Raw genomic sequence first — 17,387 nt, 5'->3', positions numbered from 1 at the left:
CGCCGCCCGGGAAGTCCGTCAATCCTGACTAGTGGTCGACCGGGGCCACTAGGCCAGGTGGACGTACTCGTAGTCGATCGGCTTGTCGTTGATCCCGTTCGACGGCGGCGCGATCCAGCCCGCGATCTTGCCCGGCTCGTACACCGGGCGCATCAGCGAGCGCACGTGGGTCTTGTCGGCCTCGGTGGGCAGCCACTGGTCCTTCTTGGCCTCCCAGGCGTCCTGCCCGACGACATCGCCCTTCGGGGTGATCCGGTGCTCCCGGAACAGCCCGACCTCGCGGTTGAACCCGACGTGGGGCAGGTAGAGCGTGCGGTCGACGCCGGCCTTCTCCAGGACCCGGTTCCAGCGCTTGAGCCCGGTCTGGCAGTCGGCGATGTACTCGCGGCGCAGATCGTGGTTGAGGGCGATCAGCGCGGAGACCTCCTCGGTGGTCACCTCGTTGTCGCGCACCACGTCGATGTGGGCGGCGTCCTCGGTGAGCACGTGGTCGTCCTTGCGGCGCTCCTCCTGCCAGCGGCCCTTGAGCCCGGCGGTGAAGTAGTTGGCCGCGTTCGTGGACTTCTCCGAGCCGAACAGGTCGAGCGAGACCGAGTAGTGGAAGTTGATGTACTTCTGGACGACGTCGAGCGGGATCCCGCCGTGCGGGGCGATCTCCTCGGTGTCGTGCTCGCGCATCAGCTCGGCCGACCGCGCCACCACCCGGTCGATGCCGGTGGTGCCCACGAACATGTGGTGGGCCTCCTCCTTCAACATGAACTCGCAGGTGCGCGAGAGCGGGTCGAAGGCCGACTCCTTCAGCGTGCCGAGCTGGTACTTCCCGTCGCGGTCGGTGAAGTAGGTGAACATGAAGAACGACAGCCAGTCCGGGGTCTCCTCGTTGAACGCGCCGAGGATGCGCGGGCTGTCGAGGTCGCCGGAGTTGCGCTGCAGCAGCGCCTCGGCCTCGTCGCGGCCGTTGCGCCCGAAGTAGGCGTGCAGCAGGTAGACCATCGCCCAGAGGTGGCGGCCCTCCTCCACGTTGACCTGGAACAGGTTGCGCAGGTCGTAGAGCGAGGGGGCGGTCTCCCCGAGGCGGCGCTGCTGCTCGACCGAGGCCGGTTCGGTGTCGCCCTGGATGACGATCAGGCGCTGCAGGTCGGCGCGGTACTCACCGGGCACCTGCTGCCAGACCGGCTCGCCCTTCTGCTCGCCGAAGGCGATGCGGCGGTCGTGGTTGCGCTCGGCCAGGAAGACGCCCCAGCGGTACTCGTCCATGGCGACGTGCCCGAAGTGCGCCCAGCCCTCGCGGCCCACCGCGACGGCGGTGCGCAGGTAGACGTCCTCGGTGGGCACGGCCGGGCCCATCGTCTTCCACCAGTTGAGGAAGTTGGGCTGCCAGGACTCCAGCGCCCGCTGCAGCTTGCGGTCGCCGGCGAGGTCGACGTTGTTCGGGATCTTCTCGGAGTAATCGATGCTCATGTCTCACACCCGCCTGCGGTCGAATTCGGCCCGTCGTCCCGTTCCGTAGCGGCGCAGGGCGCCCTCGGGTCCTGATGCGTTCGGTCTGACGAAGATCCAGTTCTGCCAGGCGGTGAGCCGGGCGAAGATCCGCGTCTCCATCGTCTCCGGGCCGACGAACCGGTGGTTGGCCTCCATGCCGGTGAGCGCGTCGGGGGACAGCGACGCCCGCTCCTCCAGCATGATCCGGATCTCGTCGTCCCAGTCGATGTCGTCCAGGGCCTCGGTGACCAGGCCCATCTCCATCGCCTCGACGGCCTCGATGCGGCGCCCGGTCTCCTGGCGCAGCTTCGCGACGTGGCTGTCGTCGCCGTAGAACCGCGAGGCCAGCCGGGACAGGCCGTTGCCCATCGGGAAGACGCCGAAGTTCGAGTCGGTGAGCACGATCTGGGCCGGCTCGCCCTCCTGGCTGTCCTCCTCGAGGAACCCGTCGAGCATGTACTGCCGGTCGCAGGCCAGCGCCAGCTCCAGCAGCGCCCCGGCGAAGCACGAGCCGGGCTCGATGAGCGCGATGAGGCTGCGCGGGGTGACGTCGAAGCGCTTGAGGACGCGCTTGAAGTAGTGCCGGATCTCGTTGACCAGCCAGTCGTCGCGGCTGTGCTCGGCGATCACCCGCTCGAAGGCCAGCGCGTCCTCGACGTCGCCCTTCGTCCGGATGACCCAGGTGCCCAGCTCCAGCTCGTTGGCCCGCAGCCGCAGGACCAGGTCGTCGAGCTCGCGGGTCATGGCCAGCGGCCAGAAGTCCGCGCCGAGCTCGTGGACGCGCTCGACGGTGTCCGGGACGTCGCCCTCCGGCCCCAGGACGGTGATCTCGACGAGGCCGGCGGCCCGGTCGAACTCGGCCCGCACGTGCCGGTAGCTGATGCCGTCGGCGGTCTCGGTGCGCTGCAGCGGCGGCAGCTCGATGCCGGTGGCGCCGGCCGGTCGGCTCGACGTGGCGGCCGCCTCGGCGGCCCGCTCGGCCACCTTCTCGTCCCACTGGCGCTTGGGGACGACCTCGTCGACCAGCCGCCACTCCACGGCCTGCTTGCCCCGCAGGCCCTCGGACCTGGTGGCGAACACGTCGGCGCGGTCCTTGCGGACCCGGCGCTTGTCGGTGACCCGGGTGAGCCCGCCGGTGCCGGGCAGCACGCCCAGCAGCGGCACCTCGGGCAGCGCGACCGCCGAGGAGTTGTCGTCGATCAGCATGATGCGCTCGCAGGCCAGCGCCATCTCGTAGCCGCCACCGGCCGCGGTGCCGTTCACCGCCGCGATCCAGGTCTGGCCCGAGTGCTCGGTGGCGTCCTCGATGCCGTTGCGGGTCTCGTTGGTGAACCGGCAGAAGTTCACCTTCCACGGGTGCGGCGAGCCCGCCAGCATCCGGATGTTGGCCCCCGCGCAGAAGTTGCGGTCCTTCGCGCTGGTCAGCACGACCGCGCGGACCTCGGGGTGGGTGAAGCGCAGGCGCTGGGTGGCGTCGTAGAGCTCGATGTCGACGCCGAGGTCGTAGCTGTTCATCTTCAGCTGGTAGCCCGGGACGAGGCCGCCGTCCTCGTCGATGTCGAGCCGGAGGTACGCCACGCCGGTCTCGGCCGCGCCGTCCAGGTCGAGCCGCCAGTGCCGGTACGAACCGGGCTCGGCGTCGAACGACACGGTGGGGACGGTGTCGCGGTCCGGATCGGCGGTGCTCGTCATCGGGCTCCTCCAGCGCGCGGCGGGTCGGACGGCTGAAAGTCTACAGGTCGCTGTCGCTTCGCGCTATTGCTGTCGAATGATTGAGTCGACCTCTGATGAGAGCAGTGCTCTTGACAGTGAGCGGGTGTCTCGGCAGCATGGGGCGCAGCAGAGAGCAGTGCTCTCGTTCAGGAGGGATCCGCCGTGCCCACACTCACCACCCCCACCGCCCCGACCACCCGCGCCGCCACCGGCGCCGTGCCGTTCGCGCTCGCCGGCCTGCTCTTCGTCGCCTACCCGGTGCTGCGCCCGTGGGCCGACCAGAGCCCCGAGGGCATGCCGGAGGCGTTCGCCTCGCCGGCCTGGCTCGTCTCGCACCTGTCGGCCGCCGCCGGGTTCCTGCTGGTCGGCCTCGGCCTGCTGGCCCTGCGCGACCGGCTCGCGACCGCGACCGCGCGCGCCGCGCTCGTCCTGTGGTGGACCGGAGCCGCCCTCACCCTCACCTACTACGGCGCCGAGACCTTCGCCCTCAACGCGCTGAGCGCCCAGCCCGGCCTCCCGGCGCTGGCCGAGGCCGTGCGGATGGGACCGACGCAGGTCGCCGTGTTCGGGGTCGGCCTGGTGCTGCTGGCGGTCGCGGGGGTCCTGACCGCGCTGGCGCTGCGGCCCGGGTGGACCGGGGTGCCGTTCGCGCTCGGGATGGTGCTGTTCCTGCCGCAGTTCTTCGCCGGCCCCGGGCTGCGCATCGCGCACGGCGTGCTGCTCGGCGCCGGCTGCCTGCTGGTCGTGCTGCGTGGCCCCGAGCGCACCTCGTCGACGTAGCGCCCCGCCCCCACCCGTCGAGAACGAACTTGTCGTCGGTTTGGACCGGTCCAAACGACAACAGGTTCGTTCTCGACGGGGCGGGGGCGGGGCGGGCGGGGGCGGAGGGGCCGAGGGTCAGCCCTGGGCCTCGGCGACGTCGGTGGGCAGCGACGGGGGCGGGGCCACCTGGGCGGCCAGGGCCCGCAGCCGGAAGCGCTGGATCTTGCCGGTGCCGGTCTTGGGCAGCTCGTCGATCTCGATCACCCGCCGGGGGCGCTTGAACGCCGCCATCCCGGCCCGGCAGAACGCGATCACATCGGCCTCGTCGACGTGCCGGCCAGGGCGCGGGACGATGTAGGCGACCGGCTTGTCCAGCCCGTCGTCGTCGGGCACGCCCACGACCACGGCCTCGGCCACGTCCGGGTGCTCCAGCAGCCGGGTCTCCACCTCGGCCGGGCTCACCCAGATCCCGCCCACCTTCAGCACGTCGTCGGCGCGGCCCAGGCAGGTGTAGCTGCCGTCCTCGCCGAGCACGTACTGGTCGCCGGTGCGCATCCACTCGCCCTGGAAGACCGCCCGGTTGACCGCGGTGCGGCACCAGTAGCCGGTGCAGATCGACTCGCCGGCGACGAACAGCATCCCCGGCTCGCCCGGGCCGTCGATGACCGAGCCGTCGGGTCGGCGCAGCTCGACGCGGTAGCCGGGCACCGGGAACCCGGAGCTGCCGGGCACGACCTTGCCGGCCACGTTGGAGATGAAGATGTGCAGGGCCTCGGTGGAGCCGATGCCGTCGAGGATCTCGAAGCCGTACTGCTCCAGGACGCCGTGGTACATCCGGGCGGGCAGCGCCTCGCCCGCGGAGATCCCGTTGCGGACGGTCGCGAAGGCCTCGCGCGGGAAGTCGGCGGCCATCAGCGGCCCCCAGAAGCTGGGCCCGCCGAAGAACAGCGTCACCCCGTGCTCGGCGATCCGGTCGGTGTAGAGCTTCGGGTTGGGCCGCGACGGCTCCAGCACCGCGCTGGCCCCCGCCGCGAGCGGGAAGAACAGCGAGTTGCCGATGCCGTAGGCGAAGAACAGCTTGGCCGCCGACAGGCAGACGTCGTCGGGGCGCAGGCCGAGCACCCGGGCGCCGTAGGTCTCGGCGACGAACCGGATGTCGGTGTGGCGGTGCATCGCGCCCTTGGGCGTGCCGGTGGTACCCGACGTGTACAGCCACAGCGCGGGCGACTCGTCCCAGGTGTCGTACGCCCGTTCGACGGGCGCCGCGTCGCGCAGCTGGTCCCAGGTCAGGGTGCGCACGCCGGGCACGTCCGGCGCGGTGTCGCCGGTGAGCACCAGGTGGCCGAGGTCGGGGGCGTCGGCGGCGGCCGCGGTGACCGACGCGGCGAACTCCCGGCTGCCCAGCAGCACGCGGGCCCGCGAGTCGACGACCAGCTTGGCCAGTTCACCGCCGGTGAGCATGGTCGACGTCGGCACCGCGACGGCGCCGACGTACATCGCGGCCAGGATGCCGGTGGCCAGCTCGACGTCGTCGGTCATGCAGAGCATGACCCGCTCCTCGGGGCGCACGCCGAGCGCGCGCAACCCGCCGGCGACCCGCTGAACCTCGGCGGTGAGCTGTTCGTACGTGTGCGAGCCGCGCGGGTGCCGCAGCGCGATGCGCCTACCGTCACCCTCGGAGACCCGTCGTTCGGTGAGGTAAGAAGCGGCGTTGAACGGCTCCGTCACTGCGGCCCTCCTACGGTGGGGATGCGCGGCGCACTCTACTGCGTGACCTCCCGCGGGCAAGGATTCGTAGACCTTCCCAACGCATGCACGCGCTGCTATGAACGGCGATGACGGCGATCGAAGGAGATCCGATAATGCAGACCCGTGGGGCAGTGATCCGCCAGGCGCCCGGCAAGTTCGAGGTGGTCGATCTCGAGGTCGACGACCCGCGCGAGGGCGAGATCCAGGTCCAGATGGTGGCCTCGGGCATGTGCCACTCGGACGACCACGTCGCGACGGGCGACATCCCGGTCGGCAAGTACCCGTTCGCCGGTGGCCACGAGGGCGCCGGCATCGTCACCAAGGCCGGCTACAACACCAAGGGCCTCAAGGAGGGCGACCACGTCGTCTTCTCCTTCCTGCCCTCCTGCGGGCACTGCCGCTGGTGCGCGTCGGGCCAGCAGAACCTGTGCGACCTGGGCGCCACGCTGCTCACCGGCTCCCGGTGGGGCGATCCGGAGGACTTCCGCATCCACCTGGCCGACGGCGGCGCGCCGGTCGGCCAGATGTGCGGCATCTCCACCTTCCTGCAGGTGACCACGGCCTCCGCCGACTCGGCGGTCAAGGTCCCCGATGACATCCCGCTGGACAAGGCGTGCCTCGTCGGCTGCGGCGTGGGCACCGGGTGGGGCTCCGCGGTGAACTCCGCGGAGGTCAGGCCCGGCCACACCACGATCGTGATGGGCATCGGCGGCATCGGCATCAACGCCGTGCAGGGCGCGGCCCACGCCGGCGCGTCCAACATCATCGCCGTGGACCCGGTCGCGTTCAAGCGCGAGAAGGCCCAGGAGCTGGGCGCCACGCACGCCGTGGAGTCCATGGAGGAGGCCACCGAGCTGGCCAAGCAGTTCACCAACGGCCAGGGCGCCGACTCGGCGATCGTGACCGTCGGCGTGGTGAAGGGCGAGCACGTCGGCCAGGCCATGGCCTCGATCCGCAAGGCGGGCACCGTGGTCGTCACGGGCCTGGGCGACATCACCGAGGTCGGCGTCCCGATCGCCCTGTCGGACCTCACGCTGATGCAGAAGCGGCTGCAGGGCGCGCTGTTCGGCCACTCCAACCCGAACTGGGACATCCTGCGCCAGCTGCAGCTCTACCGCGAGGGCGTGCTCAAGCTCGACGAGCTGGTCACCAAGACCTACTCGCTCGACGAGATCGGCCAGGGCTACCAGGACATGCACGACGGCAAGAACATCCGCGGCGTCATCAAGTACGACTCCTGACCGACACCCGCGTCCCGTAGTTCAGGAAAGCCACGATGCCGCCCGCAGGGGGCGGCATCGTGGCTTTCCTGAACCTGGGCCGGTGAAGGCAGGGGCACGCAGGGACGGAACGAGGAGGTTCGGTGGCAGTAGCTGTGGTCGGTCTGCGGCGGGAGCGGGAGGTGCTCACCGTCGCGCTGGCGACCGGGCGGCACGTGGTGCTGGAGGGGCCGCCGGGCACCGGCAAGTCCACGCTGCTGCGCTCGATCGCCGGCGAGAGCGGCCGGACGATGGTGTTCGTGGAGGGCAACGCCGAGCTGACCCCGGCCCGGCTGGTCGGCCAGTTCGACCCGGCGCAGGTGCTGAGCGAGGGCTACCACGCCGGCGCGTTCGTCGACGGTCCGCTGCTCACCGCGATGCGCGAGGGCGGCCTGCTCTACCTCGAGGAGCTCAACCGCATCCCGGAGGAGACCCTCAACGTCCTGATCACGGTGCTCACCGAGGGCGAGATCGTGGTGCCGCGGCTGGGCCACGTGCACGCCGACAAGGACTTCCGGCTGATCGCGGCGATGAACCCGTTCGACGCGGTCGGCACCGCCCGGGTCAGCCAGGCCATCGCCGACCGGATGTGCCGGGTCGTGCTGGGCTACCAGGACGAGCCGGCCGAGCGGACGATCACCGGCTCGGCCACCGGCCTCGACGGGCGCGCGGTCGAGCTGGCCGTGGCGCTGACCCGGGCCACCCGCGAGCACCGCGACGTGCGGATGGGCTCGTCGGTGCGCGGCTCGATCGACCTGGCCACGATGCTGGTCGGCCTGTCCGATCTGCGCGGCGAGGGCATGCTGCGCAAGGAGACCGGCCGCGACGCCGCGCACGCCGCGCTCTCGGGGCGCATCCGGATCGCCGACGGGATCGACCGCACCCCGGAGTCGGTGATCGACGAGCTGCTCGACCGGTTCTGGCCCGACGACGGCGAACCCGGCCCCGAAACCGACGACGACACCTCCGCGGACGGCCAGGGAAAAGCTGACGGCCTGCCGGAACCCCCGGCAGGCTTCTCGCCCCGCTCGCGGCCCGGTCGGGAACGGTCCGGGCGGACGACCAGCCGCCAGCAGCTCAGCGCCCGCCACGAGGGCTTCGAGGAGGTGTCCCCGGAGCTGGGCGAGCTCGACGAGCAGGCGTTCGAGGCGCTGGCCCAGCAGGACCCGGACGCCGCCGCCGCGCTGCTCGCCGACCTGGCCGTGGCCACCGACGAGCAGCTGCGCGCGGCCGCGCGGCGCCTGGCCGGGCGGGTCTACCTGCGGATGGCCCGGATCGGGCCGAGCCGCTCGCGCGGCACGCGGAAGCTGGGCGCCTCCCGCAGGCTCGACGGCGACCTCGACCTCGACCGCACCCTCGACGCCTGGGACCCGGCGGCCCGGCGCAGGCCCGGGGTCGACGACGTGGTCACCCGCACCTGGACCGCGCACCGGCGGGCGGTCTGCCTCCTGGTGGACATGTCCGGCTCGATGCAGGGCCTGGCGGTCGCCCTGGCCTCGGTGGCCGCCGCCGGGGTCGTGCTGGCCGACGACGTCGCCGGGGGCAAGCTGGAGTCCTCGGTGCTGGCCTTCGGCCAGGACGTGCGGGTGCTGCAGGCGCGCGGCGTGCGCCGCCCCCCGCAGGAGCTGGTGTCCGAGCTGGTCGGGCTGCGCGGGCACGGCACCACCGACCTGGCCGCCGCCCTGCGGGCCGCCTCGGTCCAGCTCTCGGGGGCGGTGGCCGAGGAGAAGCTGGTGCTGCTGCTCTCGGACTGCCTGCACACCAGCGGTGACGAGCCGGCCACCGCGCTGGCCGGCATCGACCGGCTGCACGTGCTGGTCCCGGTGGGCGGCGTGGAGGCCGAGGCGGCCGCGGCGGGACTGGTGGCGCGCCTGGGCGGCACGAGCGCGGTGGTGCGCAGGCCGGCCGACATCGGCCCGGCGCTGACCCGCGTCCTGGGCTGAGCCCCCCGACGGGAGTGGTGCGGGGATCAGGCGTGCGTCACCGCCTGGAAGCCGTCCGCGCCGACCGCGCGGGTGAGCGTGCGGATCACCCGTGCCGGGTCGTCGCCGGGTCCGGCGATGAAGGTCGGCACCCCGTCCCGGCCGAAGGTGAGGGCGCTGCTGCCGGGCCGGTCGCCGAGGTGCGCGGCCGCGGGCGCGAAGTCCGGGTGCGGCTCGAAGCCCAGCGAGCGGGCGTGGTCGACGGCGCCGAAGACGAGGTGGCGCGCCAGCTCGTCGGGTGCCTCCACCCACTGCATCGACTGGAAGAACCGGCGGCGGAAGTCGGGCAGCTCGCGGTCGCCCAGCACCGTCGGGCCGAGCGCGTTCTTGACGCCGAGGCAGTAGGTGTCGACGAGGTAGCCGCACACGGAGAGCCGCCGCGGCCGGTCGCGGCGGGCGACCAGCACGCTGACCAGCCCCTCCAGCCCGGCGTCCGCGTCGTCGTCGGACCAGTCGGGGCGGTCGGGCGGGACGGCCAGCCCGGCGCTCCAGCCGCGGCTGACCCAGGTGCCCACCAGCGTGCCCGCCTCGGCGGCGTACGCGTCGCGGCCCAGCTCGCGCACGATGCGGGTGACCTCGGACGGGCGGGCCCCGGTCGCCCGGGCGATCTCCTTGGGCGAGCGCCCCTGCGACCGCAGTGCCCGGACCCGACCCACCAGTTCGTCGTTCGCCATGGCGCCCAGTCGACCAGGCGGACCGGTGCTCCCGTCGGTCGCCCCCGGGTCGGCGGATAACCTCCGGCCGTGGGCACCATCGTCTCCTTCCACGCGCACCCCGACGACGAATCGATCACGGTGGCCGGCACGCTGGCCCGGGCCGCGGCGACCGGGCACCGGGTCGTGCTCGTCTTCGCGACCCGCGGCGAGCTCGGCGAACCCGTCCCGGGGGTGCTGGCGCCGGGGGAGAACCTGTCGGTCCGCCGCGCCGCGGAGTGCCACGCGGCCGCCGCGGTGATCGGGGCCGAGCGCGTGGAGTTCCTCGGCTACACCGACTCCGGGATGATGGGCGAGGCCGCCAACGACGCCCCGCACTGCTTCTGGCGGGCCGACGTCGACCACGCGGCGCGGATGCTGTCGGTCGTCCTCGACGAGGAGGAGCCCGACGTCCTGACGATCTACGACGACAACGGCGGCTACGGCCACCCCGACCACATCCAGGTGCACCGGGTCGGCAAGCGCGCGGGAGAGCTGTCGGCGGTGCCGGTGGTCGCCCAGAACACCACCAACCGCGACTGGCTCACCCGCGGCATGCGCGGGATGGCGCAGGAGGAGGGCCGGGAGTTCACCCCGCCCGAGGACCTCCCGGAGATGGGCAAGCCGGAGTCGGAGATCACCCACCGCGTCGAGGCGGTCGACTTCGTCGACCGCAAGCGCGCGGCGATGCGCGCGCACGCCAGCCAGATCGCCCCCGACCACTTCCTGCTGGCCATGCCCGACCCGGTGTTCGCGATGGGGTTGGGCACCGAGTTCTACATCGTCGACCCGCCGGTCAACCCGGCCTCGGCGCCGGAGCTGTTCGACGAGCTGTTCACGCCGATGCGCTGATCAACCGCCGGACCGGCGCAGGTCGGCGAGGAGGCCCTCCTCGACCGGGTCGAGCCGGGCACCGGCCAGGTGGGCCACGACGCGGTCGAGCACGCGAACCGGTACCCGGCCCGGTGCTTCCCGGACCGCGGCCCAGGCCAGCACCCACGCGACCGCGACGTCCTCGGTGTAGTCGAACCCGCCCGCGCTGAACCAGTCGTCGGCGACGACGGCGGCGCCCAGCCGCTCGTCCCGGTCGCGGCTGGTGAGCCCGCGCACCAGGGCCAGGCAGTCCGCCGCGCCGATCGTGTCGCCCTCGACGATCCGGGTCATCGGGCACCTCCCCGTCCACGCCACCATCCCGGCGCGGGGATCAGGTCCCGGCCCGCCGCCGGTGCGCGGCCAGCGCGTCCGAGAGCTCGCTGCGGAGTTCCTCCTCGGGCCGGTCCAGGGCAGTGCCACCCAGGTGGGCGAGCACCCGCTCCAGGGCCCACGGCGGGACCCGGTCGCGGCGGCTGAGGGCCCGCAGGGCCGACAGCAGCGCCGGGCGGGCCGCGGTGGTCTCGACCTCGACCGCCCACGCCAGCACGGCCGCCAGCGTCGGGGCCTCGTCGTCGTCCAGCTCACCGGCCCCGGCCCGGTCCCCGACGAGCGCCGCGCCCGAGCGCCGCTCCTCGGGGACGCGGCTGGAGATGCGGCGCACCAGGTCGAGGCACGGCAGGGGTCCGATCCGCTCGCCCGCACCGGACCCGGCGAGGTTCGGCCGCTCGGCGGGCGGGATCTGCGCCGCCGGCCGCGCCCGCGCCGCGACCAGGGCCTCGTACATCTCCACCTCGGCGACGTGCAGGTCGTCGGGCGCGATCGCGGACGTCACCAGGTCGAGGACCCCGGCCGGTGCACGGGCGCCCGCAGCGAGGTCGGACAGGGACAGCAGCAGCCCCTCCCGCACCTCGAACCGGTGCGTCTCGACGACGGCCGCCCACGCGAGCACCCAGCTCAGGGTGACGTCCTCGGGCCGATCCAGCTCACCCCAGCCCGACCACAGGCTCACCACGTCCGACCAGGTCCGCCGCTCCTCCGGGGACGGATCGCACACGCCCCGCAGGACGTCGAGGCAGCGGCGCGCTCCGACGGGGGTCCCGGCCGCCGGGCCGCTCACCCGGAGCCGCCGTCGTCGGGGCCGAAGAGCGCGGCGGGATTCGGTGCGACCACCCGGACGTTGCGGTCCCCCGGCGAGGGCAGGTCCTTCGGGTAGGGGATGTGCGTGTCGTTCGCGGACTGCGGGTTGTAGGCCGCCGAGCTCGGGGTGACCGAGTTCTGGGTGTGCTTGGCGCCTTGGGCGTCGAGGAAGTGGTTGCCGACCCGCACCCGGTAGACCGGTCCGGCCCCGGCGTTCTGCGTCGCGGCGATCGCCGGGTCGGCGCCGTGCGCGTGGTAGCGGACCTTCTTGCCGCTCGCCTGGTCGACCCACTCGAACCGCTGCCCCACCGGGAACTTCGCGTTCGGCGTGAAGGGCAGCTCCGTCGCGCCGCGCGGCACCATCGGGGGTCGGCCGCGGACGAACGTGCGGGCCCCGTCCAGGGTGTGCACGGCCTTGTAGCCCTTGACCGCGAACTTGCCGCCGGTCGCCACCCAGCCGGCGACCGGCACCATCGCGGCCGCCGACAGCGCGGCGTTGAGCTCGTCGCCCTCGGCCAGGTACCACAGCGCGTTCGCCCCGTCGGCGACCTCGCCGACGACCGGAACCAGCCCGACCACGTCCAGCACGGTGTGCCCGATCGCGGAGAACAGGCCGCGGTCCTCCTCCGGCGGCGCCTCCTGCGCACCCCACGGCAGCGCACCGCCGCCCCGGGCGGCGGCGTCCAGGCCGGCCGCGGTGCTGCCGTACTCGCCGGGGTCGAGCCGGCCGTCGCCGTTGTCGGCCCGGTAGGTGGTGCCGCCGTACAGCGCGCCGATCGCGTTGGCGCACCGGCGCTGGGCGTCGTCGAAGTCGGCCACGGCCGCGTTGACCCGCGACAGCATCGTGTTGCTCCGCTCGGCCTGCTCGGCGGTGGGCTCGTCGGTGACGCCCGCGACGAGCGCCGTGGCGTCGGCGCGCAGCGCGTCGAGCCGGGCCTGGATCGCGCGCACTTCGGAGGCGTAGCCGGTGAGCGCCCGGCCGACCGCGGCCATGTCCTCGCCCATCGAGGCCGTCGCCTGCTGGACGGGAGCCGTGCTGACCAGCAGCTGGGCGACCTCGGGCGCGTCGTAGACCGGAGCGAGCCGCTGCCAGGTGGTGTGCACCCGTGCGCCGGTGTCGGCGATGTCGCCGCTCACCGCGGTCAGCTCTCCGGCGTGCCGGGCCAGCGCGTCCATGTCCCCGTCGATCACGGGTATGCCGGATGGGTCGATCATCATCCCCCCACGACGATCTGCGTGTACATCACACGGTGACCGAGTGGTGACAGTTCACGCGATGGCTCGGGGCCACCCGGATGGCGGAGGGTCGCGGGACGTCGGTGCCGGCTCCTACGGTCACCCCATGACCGACCCCGCCCGTGAGCCCGTGGCCGAGCGCCCGCACATGCCCGATTACGGTGTCGAGACGGCCGCGTGGGAGCCGCTGCCCTGGTCGTGGGCCGCGGAGAGGCTGCGCGCCGGGCGCAACTACTGGGTGGTCACGGCCTCGGCCGCGGGCCGGCCGCACGCGCTGCCGGTCTGGGGGGCCTGGGACGACGGCGAGCAGCGCTTCGCGTTCTCCTGCGGCCCGCGCTCGCGCAAGGCGGCCAACCTGGCGGCCAACCCGCAGGTCGTGGTGGCCACCGACGACACCGTCGAGTGCCTGTCGATGGAGGGGCGCGCCGTGGTCGTCGAGGACGACGCCCGCCGGCGCTCGTGGGCCGACCGCTACCTGGCGAAGTACCGGCCGGTCTCCCCGGAGCTGACCGCCGGGTTCGTCCTGGCCAACCTGGTCGTGGAGGTCGCGCCGGAGCGGGCGTTCGGCATCGTGGAGCGGGAGGACGCCTTCGCCGCGCGCGCCACCCGGTGGCGCTGGCCGTCCTGAGTCGCATCCCCGCCCCGGGCGCACCCTCGGTGCCCGCCCATCGGGCGGGCGTGACGCCCCCGGAACGCGCCTTCGACGGCCAGTAGAGCTACGATCCACGCAGCTCCACTCCACCCCGCAAGGCCAGTGCAGGAGGCTCTGTGACTGCCGTCGCCCCCAAGCCGATCGCGACGCGCCCGTACCCGGCGCGCCGCACGGTCAAGGGATCCACCTTCCTGAAGATGCTGCGGACCACGGATCCGAAGGACATCGCGATCCTGTACCTGGTCACCTCGTTCGGCTTCTTCATGGCCGGTGGGGCCATGGCGCTGCTGATCCGCGGCGAGCTGGCCGTGCCGGGGCTGCAGTTCCTGTCGAACGAGCAGTACAACCAGCTGTTCACCATGCACGGCACGATCATGCTGCTGCTCTACGCGACGCCGATCCTGTTCGGGTTCGCGAACTACATCGTGCCGCTGCAGATCGGGGCGCCGGACGTGGCGTTCCCGCGGCTGAACGCCTTCTCCTACTGGCTGTTCTTGTTCGGCGGGCTCACCGTGATGGCCGGGTTCCTCACCCCCGGCGGCGCGGCCGACTTCGGCTGGTTCGCCTACACCCCGCTGTCCGACGCGATCCGCTCGCCCGGCGCGGGCGCCGACCTGTGGATCGTCGGGCTGACCGTGGGTGGTCTGGGCACGATCCTCGGTGGCGTCAACTTCATCACCACGATCGTCTGCATGCGCGCCCCCGGCATGACGATGTTCCGGATGCCGATCTTCACCTGGAACATCTTCGTCACCGCGATCCTCATCCTGATCGCGTTCCCGGTGCTGACCGCCGCGCTGCTGGGCCTGCTGGCCGACCGCCACCTGGGTGCGCACGTGTTCGACCCGGCCAACGGCGGGGTCATCCTGTGGCAGCACCTGTTCTGGTTCTTCGGCCACCCCGAGGTCTACATCGTCGCGCTGCCGTTCTTCGGCATCGTGTCGGAGATCTTCCCGGTGTTCAGCCGCAAGCCGCTGTTCGGCTACAAGACGCTGATCTACGCGACGATCGCGATCGCCGCGCTGTCGGTGGCCGTCTGGGCCCACCACATGTACGCCACCGGCGCGGTGCTGCTGGCCTTCTTCTCGTTCACCACGTTCCTGATCGCGGTGCCCACCGGCATCAAGTTCGTGAACTGGATCGGGACCATGTGGAAGGGCAAGATCACCATGGAGACGCCGATGCTGTTCAGCGTCGGCTTCCTGGCCACCTTCCTGTTCGGCGGGCTGACCGGCGTGCTGCTGGCCTCGCCGCCGCTGGACTTCCACGTCTCGGACACCTACTTCGTGGTGGCGCACTTCCACTACGTGCTGTTCGGCACGATCGTGTTCGCCACCTACGCCGGCATCTACTTCTGGTTCCCGAAGATGACCGGCCGCTTCCTGGACGAGACCTGGGGCAAGGCGCACTTCTGGCTCACCTTCATCGGGTTCCACCTGACGTTCCTGGTGCAGCACTGGCTGGGCAACGAGGGCATGCCGCGCCGCTACGCCGACTACCTGCCCACCGACGACTTCACCACGCTGCACGCGATCTCCTCGATCGGGGCGTTCGTCCTGGGCGCGTCCACACTGCCGTTCATCTGGAACGTGTTCCGCAGCTACCGCTACGGCCGCGTCGCCACCGCGGATGACCCGTGGGGCTTCGGCAACTCCCTGGAATGGGCCACCACGTGCCCGCCGCCGCGGCACAACTTCACCGAGCTGCCCCGGATCCGTTCCGAGCGCCCGGCGTTCGAGCTGCACTACCCGCACCTGGTGGAGCGGTTCCGCAACGAGGCGCACCTGAGCCGCCACGCCGACCCGGGTGAGAAGGCCTCGCAGGCGATCGGCGGGGAGACCCAGCCCGACGGCGACCCGAAGTCGCGGTGACCGCGAGCGCGACCGGCGCCACCAGCGTCCTCATCACCGTCACCGGGCCCGACCGGCCCGGGGTGAGCTCGGTGCTGTTCGCCGCGCTCACCCGCCACGGCGTCGACCTCCTCGACGTCGAGCAGGTCGTCATCCGCGGTCAGCTGACCCTCGGGGCGCTCGTGGTGGCCCACCACGACCCCGAGGGCCTGCAGGAGGCCGTCGAGCAGGCGATGGCCAGCATCGCGATGAGCGTGCAGGCCACGATCGCCGAGGACGACGACACGACGGCCCGGCAGCTGTCCACCCACGTCGTCGTGCTCACCGGCCGCCCCATCACGGCGAGGGCGTTCGGGTCGGTCGCGCAGGCGCTGGCCGACGTGGGCGCCAACATCGACGCGATCCGGCGGGTGGCCGACTACCCGGTCACCGCCCTGGAGCTGCTGGTCTCCCCGGTCCCTGGCCGCGGCTCGGACCACTACCCGCCGGGCACCCTGCGCGCCCGGCTGGTCGAGGTCGCCCGCGCCGCGGGCGTCGACGTGGCCGTCGAGCGCCACGGGCTGGGCAGGCGCAGCAAGCGGCTGATCGTCTTCGACGTCGACTCCACGCTCGTGCAGGGCGAGGTCATCGAGATGCTGGCCGCCCGGGCCGGTGCGGAGGCCGAGGTCCGCGCGGTCACCGAGGCGGCCATGAGCGGCGAGCTCGACTTCACCGAGTCGCTGCACCGGCGGGTCGCCGCGCTGGCCGGCCTGCCCGAGTCGGTGCTCGACGACGTCGCCGCCGAGTTGGAGCTCACCCCGGGCGCGCGCACCACCATCCGCACCCTCAAGCGCCTCGGCTTCCGCTGCGGCATCGTCTCCGGCGGGTTCACCCGGGTGATCACCCCGCTGGCCCGCGAGCTGCACATGGACTTCTGCGCGGCCAACGAGCTGGAGGTCGTCGACGGCAGGCTCACCGGCCGCGTCGTCGGCGAGGTCGTCGACCGCCCCGGCAAGGCCGAGGCGCTGCGCCGGTTCGCCGCCCGGTCCGGGGTGCCGCTGGAGCAGTGCGTGGCCGTCGGCGACGGGGCCAACGACATCGACATGCTCACCACCGCCGGGCTGGGCATCGCCTTCAACGCCAAACCCGCGCTGCGCGAGGTGGCCGACGCCGCCCTGTCGCACCCGTACCTCGACGTCGTGCTCTTCGTCCTCGGGATCACCCGCGACGAGGTGGAGCGGGCCGACGAGGCCGAGGGCGTCGGTCGCCGGGTACCCATCGCGTGAGCACCGCACTGGCCCCCGTCGCCGCCCGCTACCTGGCCGGCCCGACGACCATCCCACCCGAGCCCGACGGCGTCGTGCGGGCGATGACGATGGTGCTGCGCCTGGAGCGGCCGCCCGCCGCCCGCACCCCCGTGCTGGAGGCCGCGGCCGCCGCCGCGCTGGCCGTCTGCCTCGATCCGCGCGCGCAGCCGGGCGGGGAGTGGGCCGAGCCGGTGCGGATGTGGGTGGAGAACCGCATCCGCAAGATCGCCCGGCGGGCCCGCACGGCGCACTGGGCCGCGGTGCAGGAGCTGCCCGGCATCACCTGGACGGTCGGGCCCGACGACAACCCCGCCCAGGTCAGGGCGCTGGTCCCGGGGCCGGTCGAGGAGGTGCCCCGCACGGTGTCGCGGCTGCAGATCGGCGGCACCGACCTGGAGCCCGACGAGCCCGGCCCCGTCGCCGCGGATCGCCCGGTGATCTGGGTGAACGCGGGGCTGGGGATGTCGGTGGGCAAGGCGGCCGCCCAGGTCGGGCACGCGGCCATGCTCTACGCCGCCGCCCGCGACCTCACCGAGGTGCCGCCGTTCGCGGTGCGCGACGCCGGGGGCGAGCGCTGGGACGCGCTGTGCGCGCTCGCCCGCTCCGGGGCGGCCGTCGCCGTCCGGGACGCCGGGTTCACCGAGGTGGCGCCGGGCTCGACGACCTGCGTCGTCACCGCCACGCCCGCCGCCGGGTGAGCGGGGACCCCACCCG

The 17,387-nt window shown here is 72.9% G+C and carries 15 protein-coding genes; 8 read left to right on the top strand and 7 right to left on the bottom strand.

The genetic code is table 11. The features are described from left to right. Positions 1–48 precede the first annotated feature (48 nt). Positions 49–1,461: a benzoyl-CoA 2,3-epoxidase subunit BoxB gene (gene boxB / locus KDL28_RS02820; RefSeq protein ID WP_252435586.1), complete on the bottom strand. Its 1,413-nt coding sequence runs from the start codon at positions 1,459–1,461 to the stop codon at positions 49–51. A gap of 3 nt (positions 1,462–1,464) precedes the next feature. Continuing rightward, entirely contained in the window at positions 1,465–3,174 is a 1,710-nt protein-coding gene (boxC, locus tag KDL28_RS02815; protein WP_252435585.1) for a 2,3-epoxybenzoyl-CoA dihydrolase, read from the bottom strand. A 183-nt stretch (positions 3,175–3,357) separates the two neighbouring features. Between boxC and KDL28_RS02810 the strand changes: the two genes are divergently transcribed. Continuing rightward, positions 3,358–3,975, top strand: coding sequence for a hypothetical protein (locus KDL28_RS02810; protein ID WP_252435584.1), 618 nt, complete (start codon positions 3,358–3,360; stop codon positions 3,973–3,975). Between the two features lie 117 nt (positions 3,976–4,092). On the opposite strand, the gene KDL28_RS02805 is transcribed toward KDL28_RS02810, so the two are convergent. Next, positions 4,093–5,685 (bottom strand): benzoate-CoA ligase family protein, encoded by a 1,593-nt coding sequence (locus KDL28_RS02805; protein WP_252435583.1) that lies wholly within the window; start codon positions 5,683–5,685, stop codon positions 4,093–4,095. 134 nt (positions 5,686–5,819) lie between these two features. Between KDL28_RS02805 and KDL28_RS02800 the strand changes: the two genes are divergently transcribed. Together KDL28_RS02800 and KDL28_RS02795 are read left to right on the top strand one after the other, a co-directional pair. Beyond that, positions 5,820–6,947 (top strand): NDMA-dependent alcohol dehydrogenase, encoded by a 1,128-nt coding sequence (locus KDL28_RS02800; protein WP_252435582.1) that lies wholly within the window; start codon positions 5,820–5,822, stop codon positions 6,945–6,947. Between the two features lie 122 nt (positions 6,948–7,069). Then, positions 7,070–8,908: an AAA family ATPase gene (locus KDL28_RS02795; protein ID WP_252435581.1), complete on the top strand. Its 1,839-nt coding sequence runs from the start codon at positions 7,070–7,072 to the stop codon at positions 8,906–8,908. 26 nt (positions 8,909–8,934) lie between these two features. Here the strand turns inward: KDL28_RS02795 and KDL28_RS02790 are convergent, their stop codons facing one another. After that, positions 8,935–9,621 carry a helix-turn-helix domain-containing protein gene (locus KDL28_RS02790; protein WP_252435580.1) on the bottom strand — a complete coding sequence of 229 codons (687 nt, stop codon included), beginning with the start codon at positions 9,619–9,621 and terminating at the stop codon, positions 8,935–8,937. Positions 9,622–9,690: 69 nt separating this feature from the next. Here KDL28_RS02790 and KDL28_RS02785 point away from each other — a divergent pair, with 69 nt between their 5' ends. After that, positions 9,691–10,491: a PIG-L family deacetylase gene (locus KDL28_RS02785; protein WP_252435579.1), complete on the top strand. Its 801-nt coding sequence runs from the start codon at positions 9,691–9,693 to the stop codon at positions 10,489–10,491. On the opposite strand, the gene KDL28_RS02780 is transcribed toward KDL28_RS02785, so the two are convergent. From KDL28_RS02780 to KDL28_RS41275, 3 genes are read right to left on the bottom strand one after another with little or no spacing between them, the layout of a single operon-like run. Beyond that, positions 10,492–10,803 (bottom strand): hypothetical protein, encoded by a 312-nt coding sequence (locus KDL28_RS02780; protein ID WP_252435578.1) that lies wholly within the window; start codon positions 10,801–10,803, stop codon positions 10,492–10,494. Between the two features lie 40 nt (positions 10,804–10,843). Next, a complete protein-coding gene (locus KDL28_RS02775; RefSeq protein WP_252435577.1) occupies positions 10,844–11,566 on the bottom strand; it encodes a hypothetical protein in 723 nt (240 codons plus the stop codon). 59 nt (positions 11,567–11,625) lie between these two features. Next, complete coding sequence (locus KDL28_RS41275; RefSeq protein ID WP_252435576.1) at positions 11,626–12,840, bottom strand: polymorphic toxin type 30 domain-containing protein; 1,215 nt, start codon at positions 12,838–12,840, stop codon at positions 11,626–11,628. A 151-nt stretch (positions 12,841–12,991) separates the two neighbouring features. Between KDL28_RS41275 and KDL28_RS02765 the strand changes: the two genes are divergently transcribed. The 4 genes from KDL28_RS02765 to KDL28_RS02750 all read left to right on the top strand — a co-directional run bounded on the left by KDL28_RS02765 (position 12,992) and on the right by KDL28_RS02750 (position 17,371). Then, a complete protein-coding gene (locus tag KDL28_RS02765; RefSeq protein WP_252435575.1) occupies positions 12,992–13,513 on the top strand; it encodes a pyridoxamine 5'-phosphate oxidase family protein in 522 nt (173 codons plus the stop codon). A gap of 140 nt (positions 13,514–13,653) precedes the next feature. Continuing rightward, on the top strand, positions 13,654–15,408 hold the full coding sequence (ctaD, locus tag KDL28_RS02760; protein WP_252435574.1) for an aa3-type cytochrome oxidase subunit I: 1,755 nt from the start codon (positions 13,654–13,656) through the stop codon (positions 15,406–15,408). Beyond that, positions 15,405–16,652, top strand: coding sequence for a phosphoserine phosphatase SerB (serB, locus tag KDL28_RS02755; protein ID WP_252435573.1), 1,248 nt, complete (start codon positions 15,405–15,407; stop codon positions 16,650–16,652). The genes ctaD and serB overlap by 4 nt, the downstream gene beginning before the upstream one ends. Next, positions 16,649–17,371 (top strand): aminoacyl-tRNA hydrolase, encoded by a 723-nt coding sequence (locus KDL28_RS02750; RefSeq protein WP_252435572.1) that lies wholly within the window; start codon positions 16,649–16,651, stop codon positions 17,369–17,371. The genes serB and KDL28_RS02750 overlap by 4 nt, the downstream gene beginning before the upstream one ends. Positions 17,372–17,387 lie beyond the last annotated feature (16 nt).

The organism is Pseudonocardia humida, assembly GCF_023898865.1.
Classification (GTDB): domain Bacteria; phylum Actinomycetota; class Actinomycetes; order Mycobacteriales; family Pseudonocardiaceae; genus Pseudonocardia; species Pseudonocardia humida.
Note: the sequence above shows the minus strand (reverse complement) of the source record. Positions and strands in the feature narration are given on the sequence as shown.

Excerpts from the sequence above, each read along its gene's own strand:
- boxB (WP_252435586.1), bottom strand. The coding sequence starts at position 1,461 with ATGAGCATCGATTACTCCGAGAAGATCCCGAACAACGTCGACCTCGCC.
- boxC (WP_252435585.1), bottom strand. The coding sequence starts at position 3,174 with ATGACGAGCACCGCCGATCCGGACCGCGACACCGTCCCCACCGTGTCG.
- KDL28_RS02800 (WP_252435582.1), top strand. The coding sequence starts at position 5,820 with ATGCAGACCCGTGGGGCAGTGATCCGCCAGGCGCCCGGCAAGTTCGAG.
- KDL28_RS02790 (WP_252435580.1), bottom strand. The coding sequence starts at position 9,621 with ATGGCGAACGACGAACTGGTGGGTCGGGTCCGGGCACTGCGGTCGCAG.
- KDL28_RS02780 (WP_252435578.1), bottom strand. The coding sequence starts at position 10,803 with ATGACCCGGATCGTCGAGGGCGACACGATCGGCGCGGCGGACTGCCTG.
- KDL28_RS02765 (WP_252435575.1), top strand. The coding sequence starts at position 12,992 with ATGACCGACCCCGCCCGTGAGCCCGTGGCCGAGCGCCCGCACATGCCC.